General features: G+C 57.8%; 18 protein-coding genes. 11 read left to right on the forward strand and 7 right to left on the reverse strand.

Features of this window, described 5'->3' with window-relative positions; translation table 11 throughout:
* Positions 1–51 precede the first annotated feature (51 nt).
* The 10 genes from rimK to ABLX76_RS21390 all read left to right on the forward strand — a co-directional run bounded on the left by rimK (position 52) and on the right by ABLX76_RS21390 (position 10,063).
* Entirely contained in the window at positions 52–954 is a 903-nt protein-coding gene (rimK, locus tag ABLX76_RS21345; protein WP_023288981.1) for a 30S ribosomal protein S6--L-glutamate ligase, read from the forward strand.
* 88 nt (positions 955–1,042) lie between these two features.
* Positions 1,043–1,522: a YbjN domain-containing protein gene (locus tag ABLX76_RS21350; RefSeq protein ID WP_002896365.1), complete on the forward strand. Its 480-nt coding sequence runs from the start codon at positions 1,043–1,045 to the stop codon at positions 1,520–1,522.
* Between the two features lie 348 nt (positions 1,523–1,870).
* Positions 1,871–2,983, forward strand: coding sequence for a spermidine/putrescine ABC transporter substrate-binding protein PotF (gene potF / locus ABLX76_RS21355; RefSeq protein ID WP_023288982.1), 1,113 nt, complete (start codon positions 1,871–1,873; stop codon positions 2,981–2,983).
* A gap of 161 nt (positions 2,984–3,144) precedes the next feature.
* Positions 3,145–4,278 carry a putrescine ABC transporter ATP-binding subunit PotG gene (gene potG / locus ABLX76_RS21360; protein ID WP_044521950.1) on the forward strand — a complete coding sequence of 378 codons (1,134 nt, stop codon included), beginning with the start codon at positions 3,145–3,147 and terminating at the stop codon, positions 4,276–4,278.
* A 10-nt stretch (positions 4,279–4,288) separates the two neighbouring features.
* On the forward strand, positions 4,289–5,242 hold the full coding sequence (potH, locus tag ABLX76_RS21365) for a putrescine ABC transporter permease PotH (protein WP_004201331.1): 954 nt from the start codon (positions 4,289–4,291) through the stop codon (positions 5,240–5,242).
* Positions 5,239–6,084 (forward strand): putrescine ABC transporter permease PotI, encoded by an 846-nt coding sequence (gene potI / locus ABLX76_RS21370; protein WP_023288984.1) that lies wholly within the window; start codon positions 5,239–5,241, stop codon positions 6,082–6,084. Before potH ends, potI begins: the two co-directional genes overlap by 4 nt.
* A 57-nt stretch (positions 6,085–6,141) precedes the next feature.
* Positions 6,142–6,630, forward strand: coding sequence for a YbjO family protein (locus ABLX76_RS21375; RefSeq protein WP_023288985.1), 489 nt, complete (start codon positions 6,142–6,144; stop codon positions 6,628–6,630).
* Positions 6,631–6,671: 41 nt separating this feature from the next.
* Entirely contained in the window at positions 6,672–7,799 is a 1,128-nt protein-coding gene (rlmC, locus tag ABLX76_RS21380; protein ID WP_048297139.1) for a 23S rRNA (uracil(747)-C(5))-methyltransferase RlmC, read from the forward strand.
* Positions 7,800–7,877: 78 nt separating this feature from the next.
* Positions 7,878–8,594: a response regulator transcription factor gene (locus ABLX76_RS21385; protein WP_023288987.1), complete on the forward strand. Its 717-nt coding sequence runs from the start codon at positions 7,878–7,880 to the stop codon at positions 8,592–8,594.
* A complete protein-coding gene (locus ABLX76_RS21390; protein ID WP_348875270.1) occupies positions 8,591–10,063 on the forward strand; it encodes an ATP-binding protein in 1,473 nt (490 codons plus the stop codon). The genes ABLX76_RS21385 and ABLX76_RS21390 overlap by 4 nt, the downstream gene beginning before the upstream one ends.
* Before the next feature lie 84 nt (positions 10,064–10,147).
* Here ABLX76_RS21390 and artJ read toward each other — a convergent pair whose 3' ends face one another.
* The 7 genes from artJ to yahO form a co-directional block, all read right to left on the reverse strand.
* Complete coding sequence (gene artJ, locus ABLX76_RS21395; protein ID WP_048334570.1) at positions 10,148–10,879, reverse strand: arginine ABC transporter substrate-binding protein ArtJ; 732 nt, start codon at positions 10,877–10,879, stop codon at positions 10,148–10,150.
* A gap of 183 nt (positions 10,880–11,062) precedes the next feature.
* Positions 11,063–11,731, reverse strand: a complete 669-nt coding sequence (gene artM, locus ABLX76_RS21400) for an arginine ABC transporter permease ArtM (protein WP_004201338.1) — start codon at positions 11,729–11,731, stop codon at positions 11,063–11,065.
* Complete coding sequence (gene artQ / locus ABLX76_RS21405; RefSeq protein ID WP_023288989.1) at positions 11,731–12,447, reverse strand: arginine ABC transporter permease ArtQ; 717 nt, start codon at positions 12,445–12,447, stop codon at positions 11,731–11,733. The genes artM and artQ overlap by 1 nt, the downstream gene beginning before the upstream one ends.
* A gap of 6 nt (positions 12,448–12,453) precedes the next feature.
* On the reverse strand, positions 12,454–13,185 hold the full coding sequence (gene artI, locus ABLX76_RS21410; RefSeq protein ID WP_002896390.1) for an arginine ABC transporter substrate-binding protein ArtI: 732 nt from the start codon (positions 13,183–13,185) through the stop codon (positions 12,454–12,456).
* Positions 13,186–13,205: 20 nt separating this feature from the next.
* Positions 13,206–13,934 (reverse strand): arginine ABC transporter ATP-binding protein ArtP, encoded by a 729-nt coding sequence (gene artP / locus ABLX76_RS21415; RefSeq protein WP_032428704.1) that lies wholly within the window; start codon positions 13,932–13,934, stop codon positions 13,206–13,208.
* 226 nt (positions 13,935–14,160) lie between these two features.
* Positions 14,161–14,676 carry a lipoprotein gene (locus tag ABLX76_RS21420; protein WP_023288991.1) on the reverse strand — a complete coding sequence of 172 codons (516 nt, stop codon included), beginning with the start codon at positions 14,674–14,676 and terminating at the stop codon, positions 14,161–14,163.
* Between the two features lie 253 nt (positions 14,677–14,929).
* Positions 14,930–15,202 carry a DUF1471 family periplasmic protein YahO gene (gene yahO / locus ABLX76_RS21425; protein WP_023288992.1) on the reverse strand — a complete coding sequence of 91 codons (273 nt, stop codon included), beginning with the start codon at positions 15,200–15,202 and terminating at the stop codon, positions 14,930–14,932.
* Between the two features lie 360 nt (positions 15,203–15,562).
* Here yahO and ABLX76_RS21430 point away from each other — a divergent pair, with 360 nt between their 5' ends.
* Positions 15,563–16,702 (forward strand): GGDEF domain-containing protein, encoded by a 1,140-nt coding sequence (locus tag ABLX76_RS21430; RefSeq protein WP_348875271.1) that lies wholly within the window; start codon positions 15,563–15,565, stop codon positions 16,700–16,702.
* The last annotated feature ends 12 nt before the right edge of the window (positions 16,703–16,714 follow it).

Raw genomic sequence — 16,714 nt, forward strand, 5'->3', positions numbered from 1 at the left:
GTGTTCGATAGCTGAGGCCCGCCAGTGCGGGTCTTTTTGCAGAGGTGCAGGATGAAAATTGCCATATTATCCCGGGATGGAACGCTTTATTCATGTCGACGCCTGCGCGAAGCGGCGCAACAGCGCGGGCATCAGGTCGAGATCCTCGATCCGCTTTCCTGTTATATGAACGTCAGCCCGGTGGCCTCTTCGATCCACTATAAAGGGCGCCAGCTGCCGCACTTTGATGCGGTGATCCCGCGCATTGGCTCGGCGATTACCTACTATGGCACCGCGGCCCTGCGTCAGTTTGAGCTCCTGGGAAGCTATCCGCTGAACGAATCGGTCGCCATCACCCGCGCTCGCGATAAGCTGCGCTCGCTGCAGCTGCTGGCGCGCCAGGGCATCGATCTGCCGCTGACCGGCATCGCTCACTCCCCCGATGACACCAGCGATCTGATCGCCATGGTCGGCGGCGCGCCGCTGGTGGTGAAGCTGGTGGAGGGCACCCAGGGGATCGGCGTGGTGCTGGCGGAGACCCGCCAGGCGGCGGAGAGCGTGATCGACGCCTTTCGCGGGCTGAACGCCCACATCCTGGTGCAGGAGTACATTGCCGAGGCGAAAGGCTGCGATATTCGCTGCCTGGTGGTCGGCAATGAGGTGGTGGCGGCGATCGAACGGCGGGCGAAAGAGGGCGATTTTCGCTCTAACCTGCACCGTGGCGGCATGGCTACGGTGGCGCAGATTAGCGATGAGGAGCGCGCCATTGCCATCAAGGCGACGCAAACCCTGGGCCTGGACGTCGCCGGTGTCGATATTTTACGCGCCACCCGCGGGCCGCTGGTGATGGAGGTGAATGCCTCGCCCGGACTGGAAGGCGTGGAAACCACCTCCGGCGTGGACATCGCCAGCAGGATGATCGCCTGGATCGAGCGCCAGGCGACACCGGAATTCTGTTTGAAAATAGGCGGCTAACCGCCGGATGCAAGACTGTCATGGTATGCGGCGCTTTTTTTGCGTAAGCTATGGCGTCGTTTTTCCACTGTAAGAGGTCACAGGCACTATGGATTCACTGGTCGTTCCAGGTCTGGATACGCTACGTCGCTGGCTGGATGAGATCGGCATCAGCTTTTTTGAGTGCGATTCCTGTCAGGCATTGCACCTGCCGCATATGCAGAATTTCGACGGTATTTTTGATGCCAAAATTGACCTGGTGGATAACGTGGTGCTCTTTTCCGCCCTGGCGGAGGTGAAGCCGTCTGCTTTACTGGCGCTGTCGGCGGATCTCTCGGCCATCAACGCCAGTTCGTTAACCGTGAAGGCGTTTATCGACATTCAGGACGATAATTTGCCCAAGCTGGTGGTCTGCCAGTCGCTGTCTATCGGCCCCGGGGTGACGATGGAGCAGTTCGCCTGGTTCTTCCGCCAAAGCGAGGAGCAGATCTCGATGGTGATCCTCGAAGCCGGCGCCAATCAGCTGCTGTACAAAGGCGAAGAAGAAGAGCCGGCCGCGGAAAACGTGCAATACCATTTTCTTCACTAAACCTGCCTAAAATTAGCGCAGCCACTACCGCAGCGGCTGCGTATTACCCGCTTTTATTCTGCATTTAACCTTTCTTTAAAGCATTATTCACCGCCATTCAGGCCGTTTTGGCTTATCACGTAGACCGTTATTGCATAAAAATTTGATAAAAGGCGTTTTTTTACCTGGGCTATAGCCTCTTATTCTGGCTACAGTTATTCTGGCGATGCTTCCAGTTGCGAGCAACCACTCCGGGAGAGATCCGCTCTCCTTTTCTCAGGCAATGAAAAAATATGCATGATTTTTGCATGCGTAGAAATGCGTATATTTGAGCCCGTAAGTTAACGGGCGTTGAGAAGGAAAAGAGATATGACCGCCTTTGGTAAAAAATGGTTAACAGGTCTGGTTACGGGTGCGCTGATGGCCGTCTCTGCCGGTTCGCTCGCCGCCGAACAAAAAACCCTGCATGTCTATAACTGGTCTGATTATATTGCGCCGGACACCGTGGCCAATTTCGAAAAAGAGACCGGGATTAAAGTCGTGTATGACGTTTTTGATTCCAATGAAGTGCTGGAAGGTAAATTAATGGCCGGCAGCACCGGTTTCGATCTGGTGGTGCCATCGGCCAGCTTCCTTGAGCGCCAGCTGGCGGCGGGCGTGTTCCAGCCGCTGGATAAGAGCAAACTGCCTAACTGGAAGAATCTCGACCCCGAAGTGCTGAAGCTGGTCGCCAAGCATGACCCGGAGAATAAATACGCCATGCCTTACCTGTGGGCGACGACGGGCATTGGCTACAACGTGGATAAGGTGAAAGCCGTCCTCGGCAAAGATGCGCCGGTGGACAGCTGGGATCTGGTGCTGAAGCCGGAGAACCTTGAAAAACTGAAAAGCTGCGGCGTCTCCTTCCTCGACGCGCCGGAAGAGATTTTCGCCACCGTGCTGAACTACCTTGGCAAGGATCCGAACAGCAGCAAAGCGAATGATTACACCGGTCCGGCCACCGATCTGCTGCTGAAGCTGCGGCCGAACATCCGCTACTTCCACTCTTCGCAATATATTAACGACCTCGCCAATGGCGACATCTGCGTGGCGATCGGCTGGGCAGGGGACGTCTGGCAGGCGGCGAACCGCGCGAAAGAGGCGAAGAACGGCGTCAACGTCTCCTACTTTATTCCGAAGGAAGGCGCCCTGGCGTTCTTTGACGTCTTTGCGATGCCGGCCGACGCTAAGAATAAAGATGAGGCCTATCAGTTCCTTAACTATCTGATGCGCCCGGATGTGATCGCCAAAATCAGCGACCAGGTGTTCTACGCCAACGGCAACAAGGCCTCTACGCCGCTGGTCAGCGAGACTATCCGTAACAACCCGGCGATTTATCCGCCAGCGGATGTGTTCGCCAAACTGTTCACGCTGAAGGTGCAGGATCCGAAGATCGACCGCGTGCGGACCCGCGCGTGGACCAAAGTGAAGAGCGGTAAATAAACTCTGACGGCCCGGTAAGCGGGCCGTATCAGAACGGCACTCGCCGGGAAATGGCAGCGCGCCCGGCGAGCAGAAGCACCAGGATGGTGCACCTGCACTGTTAAGCACGAAGTATGGCACCGGACCATATGGTGATCGTTTTTTTGCCGGAGAGCACCCGATTGAACGACGTAATGCCCCGCCCACAGGCGAAAGCCCCCAAAGCGCTGACCCCGCTGCTGGAAATCCGTAACTTAACCAAGTCGTTTGATGGCCAGCACGCTGTCGACGATGTCAGTCTCACTATTTATAAAGGCGAAATTTTTGCTCTGCTCGGCGCATCAGGCTGCGGGAAATCGACCCTGCTGCGCATGCTGGCGGGCTTTGAGCAACCGACCGCCGGACAGATTATGCTCGACGGCGTGGATCTGGCGCGCGTACCGCCCTATCAGCGGCCTATCAATATGATGTTCCAGTCCTACGCCCTATTTCCCCATATGACCGTTGAGCAGAATATCGCTTTCGGTCTGAAGCAGGATCGTCTGCCTAAGGCGGAAATCACCGCCCGGGTGCAGGAGATGCTGGCTCTGGTGCACATGCAGGAGTTCGCTAAACGTAAGCCGCACCAGCTCTCTGGCGGTCAGCGCCAGCGCGTCGCGTTGGCGCGCAGCCTGGCGAAACGACCAAAGCTGCTGCTGCTCGACGAGCCGATGGGGGCGCTGGATAAAAAGCTGCGCGATCGCATGCAGCTGGAGGTGGTGGATATTCTTGAGCGCGTTGGCGTGACCTGCGTGATGGTGACTCACGATCAGGAAGAGGCCATGACCATGGCGGGCCGTATCGCCATCATGAACCGCGGCAAGTTTGTGCAGATTGGCGAACCGGAAGAGATTTACGAGCACCCGACCACCCGCTACAGCGCCGAGTTCATCGGCTCGGTGAACGTCTTTGAAGGGCTGGTGAAAGAGCGTCTGGAAGATGGCCTGGTGCTGCGCTCGCCGGGACTGGTGCATCCGCTGAAGGTCGACCCCGACGCCTCGGTGGTGGACAACGTGCCGGTGTGGGTGGCGCTGCGTCCGGAGAAGATCATGCTGTGCGATGAGCCGCCGGCGGATGGCTACAATTTTGCCGTCGGCGAGGTGATTCATATCGCCTATCTGGGGGATCTCTCCATCTACCATGTGCGCCTGCAAAGCGGGCAGATGATCAGCGCCCAGCTGCAGAATGAGCACCGCCATCGGAAAGGGACGCCCACCTGGGGTGACGAGGTGCGTTTATGCTGGGATGCGGACAGCTGCGTTGTACTGACGGTGTAAGGAGAGGGCGATGAGTACCGTTGAATCCCCGTCAGGGGCGAAAAAACCGGGCGGCTTCGCGCTGTGGGCGGCGCGCCTGCAGATGGCGCATGGCCGCAAGCTGGTGATCGCGCTGCCCTATCTGTGGCTGATCCTGTTGTTTATGCTGCCGTTCCTGATCGTGTTCAAGATAAGTCTTGCCGAGATGGCGCGGGCGATCCCTCCCTACACCGATCTGATGGAGTGGGCGGATGGTCAGCTGACGCTGACCCTTAACTTTGCCAACTTCCTGCAGCTGACCGACGATCCGCTCTATTTTGAGGCTTATCTGCAGTCGCTGCAGGTGGCGGGCATCTCGACGCTCTGCTGCCTGCTGCTGGGCTATCCGCTGGCCTGGGCGGTGGCGCACAGCAAGCCGTCGACGCGCAATATTCTGCTGTTGCTGGTGATCCTCCCGTCGTGGACGTCGTTTTTGATCCGCGTCTATGCCTGGATGGGACTGCTGAAAAGCAACGGGGTGTTGAATAACTTCCTGCTGTGGCTAGGGGTTATCGATCAGCCGCTGGAGATCCTGCACACCAACCTGGCGGTATATATCGGTATCGTCTATGCCTATCTGCCGTTTATGGTGCTGCCTATCTACACCGCGCTGACCCGCATCGACTATTCGCTGGTGGAGGCCTCGCTGGATCTCGGCGCCCGGCCGCTGAAGACCTTCTTTCAGGTGATCGTTCCGCTCACCAAAGGGGGGATTATCGCTGGCTCCATGCTGGTGTTTATCCCGGCGGTGGGGGAGTTCGTGATCCCGGAGCTGCTGGGCGGGCCGGACAGCATTATGATTGGCCGCGTGCTGTGGCAGGAGTTCTTTAACAACCGTGACTGGCCGGTGGCTTCGGCGGTGGCGATTGTCATGCTGCTGCTGCTGATCGTGCCGATCATGTGGTTCCATAAGCACCAGCAAAAACAGATGGGAGAGCAGGGATGAACGACTTGCCGGTAGTACGCTCGCCGTGGCGCATTCTGATCCTCGTGCTCGGGTTCACCTTCCTCTATGCCCCGATGCTGATGCTGGTGATCTACTCCTTCAATAGCTCAAAGCTGGTGACGGTCTGGGCCGGGTGGTCAACGCGCTGGTATAGCGAGCTGTTCCACGATGACGCGATGATGAGCGCGGTGGGGCTCAGCCTGACTATCGCCGCCTGCGCGGCGACGGCGGCGGCGATCCTTGGCACCATCGCCGCGGTGGTGATGGTGCGCTTTGGACGTTTTCGCGGCTCCAACGGCTTCGCGTTCATGATCACCGCGCCGCTGGTCATGCCGGACGTGATCACCGGGCTCTCGCTGCTGCTGCTGTTCGTGGCGCTGGGACATGCCATCGGCTGGCCGTCGGATCGCGGGATGCTGACCATCTGGCTGGCGCACGTCACCTTCTGTACCGCCTACGTGGCGGTGGTGATCTCCTCGCGCCTGCGTGAGCTGGACCACTCGATCGAAGAGGCGGCGATGGATCTGGGCGCCGCGCCGCTGAAGGTCTTCTTCGTCATCACGCTGCCGATGATTATGCCAGCGGTGATCTCCGGCTGGCTGCTGGCCTTCACGCTGTCGCTGGATGACCTGGTGATCGCCAGCTTTGTCTCCGGTCCCGGGGCCACGACCTTGCCGATGCTGGTCTTCTCCAGCGTGCGCATGGGGGTCAACCCGGAGATTAACGCACTGGCGACGCTCATCCTCGGCGTGGTCGGCGTTGTTGGTTTTATCGCCTGGTATTTGATGGCCCGCGCAGAAAAGCAGCGAGTGCGCGATATCCAGCGTGCAAGACAAGGCTGAACCACCTAAAATCGGTACAGCAGCCTCCGGTCGGCGCCACTCTGTGGCGCCGTTTTCATGGAAGACATTACGTTGGGATTGTTTACGAAAACTCGCTCATCGCATGCCCGCCTTAACGTCCCTGCGCTGGTGCAGGTGGCGGCCTTTGCGATTATTTTGATTCGCGGTCTGGATCTGCTGATGATCCTCAATCTGTTGGGCCTGCAGGGGCTGAACGAATTCATACACCGTAGCGTCCAGACCTGGAACCTGACGCTGGTCTTCCTCGGCAGCCTGGCGCTGGTGTTTATCGAAATCTGGTGCGCCTTCTCGCTGGTGAAAGGGCGCAACTGGGCGCGCTGGGTTTATCTGCTGACGCAGATGATAGCCGCCGGCTACCTGTGGGCGGCGTCGCTGGGCTACGGGTATCCGGAGCTGTTCAGTATTCCCGGCGAATCCAAACGGGAGATCTTCCACTCGCTGGTGATGCAAAAACTGCCGGATCTACTGGTCCTGACGCTGCTGTTTGTGCCAGCGACCTGCCGTCGGTTTTTCCGCCTGCAATAACGGTGATACAATCCCCGCCCCTGGAATTTTGAAGGTCAATTATGCATTGCGCACTCTACGACGCCGGCCGCTGCCGTTCCTGTCAATGGCTGGAACGGTCGGTTCCGCAACAGCTCGCCGATAAAATGGCCGACCTGCGCACGCTGCTGGCGGCAATCCCCGTCGCCGACTGGGGCGAGCCGGTCAGCGGGCCGGAGGCGGCTTTCCGTAACAAGGCCAAAATGGTGGTCAGCGGCAGCGTGGAGCGTCCGCTGCTGGGGATGCTGCACCGCGATGGCACCCCGGTGGACCTCACCGACTGCCCGCTCTATCCCGCCGAGTTTGCGCCGGTGTTTGCCGGCCTGAAGCCCTTTATCGCCCGCGCCGGGTTAACTCCCTACAACGTCGCGCGCAAGCGCGGGGAGCTGAAATATCTGCTGCTGACCGCCAGCCAGCAGGGGGAGATGATGCTGCGCTTCGTGCTGCGCTCAGAGGCCAAGGTGGCCCAGCTGCGCGCCGCGCTGCCCTGGCTGCAGGCACAGCTCCCGCAGCTCAAGGTGATCACGGCGAATATCCAGCCGGTGCATATGGCAATCATGGAAGGCGAGCAGGAGATCTTCTTCACCGAACAGCAGGCGCTGGGCGAGGTCTTTAATGAGGTGCCGCTGTGGATCCGTCCGCAAAGCTTCTTTCAGACTAACCCGACGGTAGCCAGCCGGCTGTACGCCACCGCCCGCGACTGGGTGCGCGCGCTGCCGGTCCAGCATATGTGGGATCTGTTTTGCGGCGTCGGCGGTTTTGGCCTGCACTGCGCGACGCCGGCGATGCGCCTGACCGGGATAGAGATAGCCCCGGAAGCGATCGCCTGCGCCAGGCAGTCTGCCGCGCAGCTGGGGCTCGGCAATCTGCATTTTCAGGCGCTGGACTCCACGCGGTTCGCCACGCATGAAGCGGATATCCCGCAGCTGGTGCTGGTCAACCCGCCGCGACGCGGCATTGGCGCTGAACTGTGCGACTATTTGAGCCGCATGGCGCCGCCCTACATTATCTATTCCAGCTGTAACGCCCGCACCATGGCGACCGACATTGCCCGTCTTAGCGGCTATCGCGTCGAGCGGGTCCAGCTGTTTGATATGTTCCCTCATACCGCCCACTACGAAGTGCTGACCCTGCTGGTCCGCGAAGTTTAAACAAAATGTGAAGGCTTTGCGCCGCCGAAATCGGGTAAGCTTGACGCAGCATGTTTTGTTATTGGTGGGGGGAATCTAATGGCCAAAACCATTCTGCTGGTGGAAGATGATGAGGATATAGCCACGCTGCTGCGGCTCAATCTGCAGGATGAGGGCTATCAGATTGTGCATGAGGCCGATGGCGGCCAGGCCCTCGCCCGACTGGAAACGCGGGTCTGGGATGCGGTGATCCTCGATTTGATGCTGCCCGGCGTCGATGGCCTGGAGATCTGCCGGCGCATCCGCCAGATGACCCGCTATCTGCCGGTGATCATCATCAGCGCTCGCACCAGCGAAATGCACCGTGTGCTGGGCCTGGAGATGGGCGCCGACGACTATCTGGCGAAACCCTTTTCGTTACTGGAACTTATCGCCCGCGTTAAAGCGCTGTTTCGTCGCCAGGAGGCGATGGGGCAGAACCTGCTGATGGACGCCGGGCGGCTGTCCTGCCATGGCCTGAGCATCGATCCGCTGTCCCGCGAAGTGAGGCTGCGCGGCGAGATGGTGGACCTCACGCCGCGCGAATTCGAGCTGCTGTATTACTTTGCCCGCCATCCCGGGGAGGTGTTTTCCCGGCTGGCGCTGCTGGAGCAGGTCTGGGGATATCAGCATGAGGGCTATGAGCACACGGTCAATACCCATATCAACCGCCTGCGCAGCAAAATCGAACGTGACCCGGCCGAGCCGGACATCATTCTGACCGTCTGGGGAAAAGGCTATAAGTTCGCCCCGGTGACCCAGGAGGCCGCCCCGTGATCCGCCGCCTGAGCCTCAGCCAGCGGCTGGCGCTGGTGGTGGTCTCCCTGCTGATGCTGTGCGCGGCGGCGGTGTGCGCCGTTCAGTTACACAGCAGCGCGCAGTATGGCAACGCCATGGTGCAGCGCCTCTCCGCCGGGCTGGCTCAGCAAATTGTGGCCCGCGAACCGCTGCTGGACGCCCACGGCGAGGTCAACCGGCAAACCCTGAAGTCGCTGTTTGACCGCCTGATGACCTTTAATCCCAGCGTGGAGCTCTATCTGCTGTCGCCGGATGGCGACCTGCTGGCCGATGCGGCGCCGCCGGGCCATATCCAGCGCCAGCGGATCGACATGGCGCCGGTACAGGTTTTTCTCACCGGCAGTACGTCGCCGGTGTATGGCGACGATCCCCGCAGCCTTGACGGGCGAAAAGTCTTCAGCGCCGCCCCGCTGCGCGTCGACGGCCAGCTGCGCGGCTACCTGTATATCATTTTGCAGGGGGAGACCTTTAATCATCTGGCGGCCGACGCCTGGCAAAAAACGCTGTGGAGCATTGTTCTGTGGACCCTGCTGCTGGTGGCCCTGTTTGGTCTGCTGGCGGGAGGCCTGGCATGGTTCTGGGTTACCCGGCCTGTCCGCCAGCTCACCGCCCAGGTGGCGGCGAACGATCGGGACAGCATCAGCGCCATCAAAACCCTGGCGGCCCGCACGCCGGAGCCACAGCCCGGTAACGAGGTAGCGGTCCTTGAGAACCGCTTTATTGACCTTGCCCGGCAGATAGCCGGTCAGTGGGATCGGCTGGCCGATAGCGACCGCCAGCGCCGCGAATTTGTGGCCAATATTTCCCACGATTTGCGCACACCGCTGACTTCGCTGCTGGGGTATCTGGAAACGCTGACCCTGAAGGACGAACGGCTGACCGCCGAGGAGCGCAGGCAGTATCTCACCATCGCCCTGCGCCAGGGCAACAAGGTGCGCCATCTTTCACAGCAGCTGTTTGAGCTGGCGCGACTGGAGCACGGGAGCATTAAGCCGCAGCGCGAGCGTTTCGCGATGGGGGAGCTGATTTCCGACGTGGCGCAGAAGTTTGAACTCACCGCCCGCACGCGCGAGGTGAACCTGCAAATTGATGTGCCGGGGCCGTTGCCGCTGATCAACGCCGATGTGTCGATGATTGAGAGGGTGGTGACCAACCTGCTCGATAACGCGATGCGGCATACTCCCGTCGGCGGGGAGATCCGTCTGGCGGTCTGGCAGGAGAATCAACAGCTCCAGGTTGAAGTGGCAGACAACGGAACGGGCGTCGATGCCGCGCTGCGCGATGATCTGTTCCAGCGGCCGTCGGCGTTGTCTACCCAGGCGTCGCGGGAGGATCGCGGTGGGTTAGGACTGCTGATTGTGAAACGGATGCTGGAGCTGCACGGGGGCGGGATCCGGCTGGTGGAGTCGGTAAGCGGGGCGCGGTTCAGGTTCTTCGTGCCACTTTGAGAAATTGCCGGGTGGCGGCTACGCCTTACCCGGCTACGGGGACGGAGCAGGCCGGGTAAGCGCAGCGCCCCCCCGGCAAAAAAGTTACTCCGGGAACCACTGGTTGCTGATTTTCTGGTAGGTACCGTCGGCTTTAATCGCCTTCAGCGCGGCGTTCAGTTTCTCCAGCAGCGCCTTGTTATCCGGGCGCACGGCAATCCCAAGGCCGGTGCCAAAGTATTGCGGATCGGTTACTTTCGGCGTGGCTGCCCCCAGCTGCGGGTTGGTTTTCAGCCACTCGTTGACCACCGCCGTGTCGCCGAACACGCCGTCGATACGGCCATTTTTCAGGTCGATAATCGCGTTCTGGTAGCTGTCATAGGCGACGGTCTTCACCTCAGGATGTTTATCCTGCAGATATTTCTGGTGGGTGGTGCCGTTTTCCATGCCGATCCGTTTGCCTTTCAAATCATTGAACGAGTGGAACGCGTCTTTTTTGGCGATCACCAGCGCGGAGTTGGCGTAGTACGGGTCGGTGAAGGCCACCTGCTTGCTGCGTTCCGGCGTAATATCCATTCCGGAAATCACCGCGTCATACTTCTTAAACTTCAGCGCCGGGATCAGGCTGTCAAACGCGTGGTTGGTAAAGGTGCATTCTGCCTGCATTTGTTTGCACAGCGCATGGGCCAGATCGATATCAAAGCCGACAATCTGGTTATTCGCGTCCATCGATTCAAACGGCGGATAGGTCGCGGACACGCCGAAGCTGATTTTCTCCGCGGCGGCGGCGCCGAAGGTGAACGTGGTGAGCAGTGCAGCCAGAACTAACTTTTTCATCGTGGAACTCCCGTCTGTCAATCTTATGATTATTTGCCGTGTCTGCGGCATAGGGTGACAATGCCATTAAATGAATTTGTATGCAATAAAAATGATTAACTATTTTGTTTGATATAAAAAAAGACGGACAGGTATTAGACTTGTCCGTCTTGTTGTTCGCTTATTATGCAAATACGCCAGGCGCTAGTTACGCCGTTCGAAAGCTAGCGCTTTGCGCTCCACCAGGCGCATCAACAGGGTCAGCAACCCGTTGACGATGAGATAAATAATCCCGGCGGCGCCGAACACCATCACGTCGTAGGTCCGTCCGTACAGCAGCTGGCCGTGACCCATCACTTCCATCAGGGTGATGGTGTAGGCCAGAGAAGTACTTTTGAACACCAGCACCACTTCGTTGGAGTAGGACGACAGCGCGCGTTTAAAGGCGTACGGCAGCAGGATCGCCAGGGTATCCTTTTTACTCATCCCCAGCGCGCTGCACGACTGCCATTGCCCGTCGGGGATCGCCCGGATGGCGCCATAAAACAGCTGGGTGGTATAGGCGGCGCTGTTAAGCGACAGGGCGATCAGGGCGCACAGCCACGGCTCGGAGATAAGATGCCACAGCCATGGATATTCCTGCAGCGAAGGAAACTGCCCGGGGCCATAGTAGATCAGGAAGATCTGCACCAGCAGCGGCGTACCGGTAAACAGGGTGATGTAGCCGCGCACTATCCACACTAGCCCCGGCGTCTTCAGCGTCAGGATAATGGTAAAGATCAGCGACAGGATCAGCGCCACGATAATCGACGCCACGGTCAGCGTCAGGCTGGTATGCAGGCCTTTCAGCAGTTCGGGTAAGTAGTCGAGCATCAGCCTGGTCTCCGTTCGAAGCGCGTCGCACGCTGGTCAATCCGCTTAAGGATGTATTGACTCAACAGGGTGATGACGAGATAGATTGCTGCGGCAATGATATACCAGTTAAAGGGCTCCTGAGTGCGGGTGGCGATGCTTTTGGTCTGCAGCATCAGATCGTTGACGCTGATCAGGCTCACCAGCGCGGTGTCCTTCAGTAGCACCAGCCACTGGTTGCCGAGACCGGGCAGGGCATGGCGCCACATCTGCGGCATCACCAGGCGGAAGAAAATGGCCGCTTTCGACAGCCCCAGCGCCTGGCCGGACTCCCACTGACCCTGCGGAACGGCTTTCAGCGCGCCGCGCAGCGTTTGCGAGGCGTAGGCGGCATACAGCAGCGACAGGGCGATCGCCCCGCAGAGGAACGGACTGACGTCAAAGTTCTCAATCTGCATCTGCACCGGGATCTGCGTGAACCCGAGCGGGATGGTGAAACCGTCAGAGAGCGTCAGCAGCAGCTGGGACGAGCCGAAATAGATAAACAGCACCACCAGAATTTCCGGTAGGCCGCGCAGAATGGTCACAATGCCGGTTGCAAGCCAGGCTACCGGGCGCCATTTCACTGACTCCAGTACCGCGAAGAGCATCGCCAGGACGAGGCCGATGGCGAGCGCGCAAACGGCAAGGCCGACGGTCATCCCGGCGGCGCTTGCTAATGGAAAAATTTCGTTCATTCAGTCTTACTTCTGGAACCATTTGTTATAGATGGTCTGGTAAGTGCCGTCTTTCTTCACTTTTTCCAGCGCAGCGTTAAATTTCTGCTGCAGGTCGGTGTTGCCCTGACGCACGGCAATGCCCAGCCCGGTGCCGAAATAGGCTTTGTCGGTCACTTTATCGCCCACGGCCGCCAGCTTCGGATTGCTCTTCAGCCATTCGGTGACCACAGCGGTATCACCGAAGACCGCGTCAATACGACCGTTCTGCAGATCCAGCTTCGCATTCTGGTAGCTGTCGTAAGGCACGGTGGTGATTTCCGGATGTTTATCCGTGATAAATTTCTGGTGGGTGGTGCCGTTCTGTACGCCCACTTTTTTGCCCTTCAGCTGGTCAATGCTGGTGAACTTGCCCTGCTGACCGACGAACAGCGCCGAGTTGTCATAATACGGGGTGGAGAACAGGACCTGCTTTTCACGCTCAGGCGTGATGTCCATCCCGGCCATGACCGCGTCGAAACGGCGGAATTTCAGGCCCGGGATCAGGCTGTCAAAGGCCTGGTTGGTAAAGGTACAGGTGGCGTCGATCTCTTTACACAGCGCGTTAGCCAGATCCACATCGAAACCGACGATCTGGTTGTTGGCATCCACCAGCTCAAACGGAGGGTAGGAGGCCTCGGTGGCGAAACGAATGGTTTGCGCGGCGGAAGCGGAGAGGCTCATGCCTGCGAGCAGGGCGGCAATCAGTACTTTTTTCATCGTCATTTCCCCGAAAAACATCAGTGTGAAAGATAGTTTTTAAACGCGTCAGTTTGCGGATGCGTGAAGCAGGAGGCATCCCCTTGCTCGACGATATGGCCATTTTCCATATACACCACCCGGCTGGCCGTCTTGCGCGCCACTTCAACTTCATGGGTGACGATAACCTGGGTGATGCCGGTTTCAGCCAGCTCGCGGATGATACTAACGATCTGGGCGGTGATTTCCGGGTCGAGCGCCGCGGTAGGCTCATCGAACAGCAGAACCTGCGGCTCCATCATCAGCGCGCGGGCGATTGCCACACGCTGCTGCTGACCGCCGGATAAATGCAGCGGGTAACGATCGCTGTAGGGCTTCAGACGCAGGCGCTCCAGCAGCTTCTCTGCGCGAGCCAGCGCCTGATCCTTGCTTAACCCCAGTACGCGACAGGGGGCCTCGATCAGGTTCTGCTGTACCGTCAGGTGCGGCCACAGGTTGTACTGCTGAAAGACCATGCCGACGTTCTGCCGCAGTTCGCGAATCGCTTTATCGGACGGCGCTCTGGTGAAGTCGAAATGGTTACCGGCGATGGTTAATGAACCGGAACGCGGCATCTCCAGCAGGTTGAGTACGCGCAGCAGCGAGCTCTTCCCGGCACCGCTGGGGCCGAGCAGCACCAGCGTTTCCCCCTGCGGGCAATCCAGCGTGATGTCGAACAGCGCCTGGTGCGCGCCGTAGAAGCAATTAATGCCGTTTAGTTTAATACTCATCTGGGCAGTCTGATACGAATAGCTATTGAGGCCGCAAATACTACCTTTGGCAGAATAGTTATGCAATATTTATGCGTTAAAAGTTAAATCTAAACCACGTTTAGCTTTAAAGTTAGCACAAAATATTGCCTGGTGGGTGAGGGGGGAGTAAATGTCGGCATTCTCGGGGCGAATACCGACATTTTACCGGGGTTATCGTTTCAGCGACGTCGCTTCAACTCCAGAACTAACGTTTCTCCAGACTCTGTCGCAACGTCCCGGCCGGCGCGTGGCTGTTGTTGCCGAGATAGCGAACGTCATCGACGGCCCAGCACTGTCCTTCCTGGATCATCAGCACTTCGTCTTTCCAGCTCTGGGTTCCCTGCTTTAGCTCCACGCGCAGCGGAATGTTGCGCGCATCGCGATTAGGGATGGTTGAGGCGCTGGCGACGACGGCGCTGTCCGCCGGGGTGCTGCTGCTCGAGAACAGGTTAGCCTGCAGCAGTTTGCTGTTGGCCGGATCCTGACGGGCGTCATTGAGTAACTTCGCCAGGCCGTCGCTGAGATAGGGGCGCAGCGCCGCCGGATCCTGCGTACGGTTCTGGAGCTGGGTGTCGTAGAATTTTTGCGCTACGTCGTCAGGGCCGCCTTCGACACAGGGGCCGCTGCGGGTGCCATTATCTTTATAGGCCGGGGTGACGGTCGTACAGGCGCTGAGCGCCAGCGCGCAAGGGAGAAGTGCTGCAAGAAGTTTGTAGCGCATGATGATTTCCTTATAAGCGAACTACGTTTTCAGTTTCCGTTAAAGCATAGCGTATAGCGTGCGGATTGTACTTGACGCAAAGAGCTAAGACCTTGATGTGACTACGGCCTTAGGGCAGGACATCGACAGGGAAGATCACTATATGATATTAAGGCAGGAAAAACTGGGGCCGTTTAAAAATAAACAGACTTTTTGGGCAAACAAGAAACATTACCCGGGCAATATGATAATGTTTCTTGAAATATAAGATTAATTACTTCTTCTTATAGATGTTAGCGGAGATGTGCAGTTTTTTATCGGTATTACCGGAAGAGAGCACGATAACGTCTGCGCCTTTCTCATCGGCCTTTTTAATCAGTTCTTCACGGGCATCGCTGGGTGCAGTCTGACCGGTAGAAGAAATGGTACCGATTTTAGTATATTGCGTATGGACCTTATCGAAGGCTTCTTTCGTTAAAATTTCTGCAGAGAAGGCGTTCGCCGTTAAAAACAATGCTGCACCTGCCACTAAAGCTGCATATTTCATATTTTTAGACTCCATTGTTTATCTTGCTATCATCATGCTCTTGTTTTATCTCACCAATGAGCGGTTTCAGATTGTACTAACACCGTTTTTTTTTCAAGTGCAATACTGCAATTTTATGACGGTTAGTTAACTCTTTTTTAAAGAAAAGATGACGTATTTCGCATTGATAATGCTTGCTTTTTTTTGCCAGATACACATAGGGAGAGGACTAGACCCTTTTCATCTGACGTTAGCAGAAAATCAGCTTAAGGCGCCGGGGCAGAAAGGGGGCAGCGTTGACAGACATTCCCGGAAACATGGTTTATCATAAAGCAAAGCAGGGTCTGCGCCCATGGTCATGCAGGTCACCAGGGAGATAAGATGTTAACAAATAAGCAAGAGGGCGTCCGCCAGCTGCGAACCGAGCTGTGGGCCACCAGAGATAATGTCCAGCGCCATGCGCTATCCATGAGTATGCCCTGGCTGGCCTTTGTCAATATCGCTTTTGCGTTAATGGTTTTCTTCCGCAATTTTATCTTTACGCATTTTGATAAGAAGCTGTTAACGCACCAGGCGGTTATTCCTTATGTCGAAGTCGCGCTGATCGCGGTTATTATTATTTCGATAATTTTAGCCATTATTGCCGTCACGCCGCGCCTGGCGCAGGGGCGCTATACGTTGAGCATTATCACCGGCCTGCAGCTGGCACTCAGCCTGTGCTGGTCCCTGAGTAATTACTGTTTTATCTTTTTCTGGACACTGCCCTTCGCCTGGCCGCTGCTGGTGATATTAATGACCACCGGCCTCGCCGCGCTGTATCACCATTGGCCCGGCATTATCGCTTTTTTGCTTCCGCTATGGGGAACCGCCCTGCTGGCGGGACTACAGATCCACCCTCACACTGAGGTCCGCTTTTTGATCCTGTGGGGAATTTTTACGGCGATTTTACTCTATGGCAGGCGTATTCTTAAGCGCTGGTATGATGAGGCCTGGAATACGCATCAGGAAAATATGCGGCTTATTCAGCGGCTGGAAAGCATTGCCAACCAGGATGCATTAACCGGGACCGCGAATCGCCGGGCGCTGAATGCCTATCTGGCGGAGATTTGGCAGCAAAAAACGCCGTTGGCGCTGATGATGATCGACGTCGATTACTTTAAGCGTTACAACGACCAGTATGGCCATCAGGCTGGCGACGATTGCTTATCGACTGTCGCCCAGGTGCTTAAAATGGCGGTACGGGCCGAGGGCGATCTGGTCGCCCGCTACGGCGGCGAAGAGTTTGTCATCGCGCTGCCCGGGGTTTCCTTAGCGCGAGCCACCTCCATTGCCGAGCGCATTCAGCAGAAAATTAGCGAGGCGGCGATCCCCCATGAAGCTTCGGCGGTGGCCTCGGTGGTGACCGTCAGTATGGGGGTCGTCGCCTCCGACGGCACGGTTCCGATGGAGACGCTGATCGCCCGGGCGGACAGCGCGCTGTACCAGGCGAAAAATAAAGGACGAAATCGATGGTCTTATTAACCCGGAGACGCT

This window comes from Klebsiella sp. JB_Kp004 (assembly GCF_040065795.1).
GTDB lineage: Bacteria > Pseudomonadota > Gammaproteobacteria > Enterobacterales > Enterobacteriaceae > Klebsiella > Klebsiella quasipneumoniae.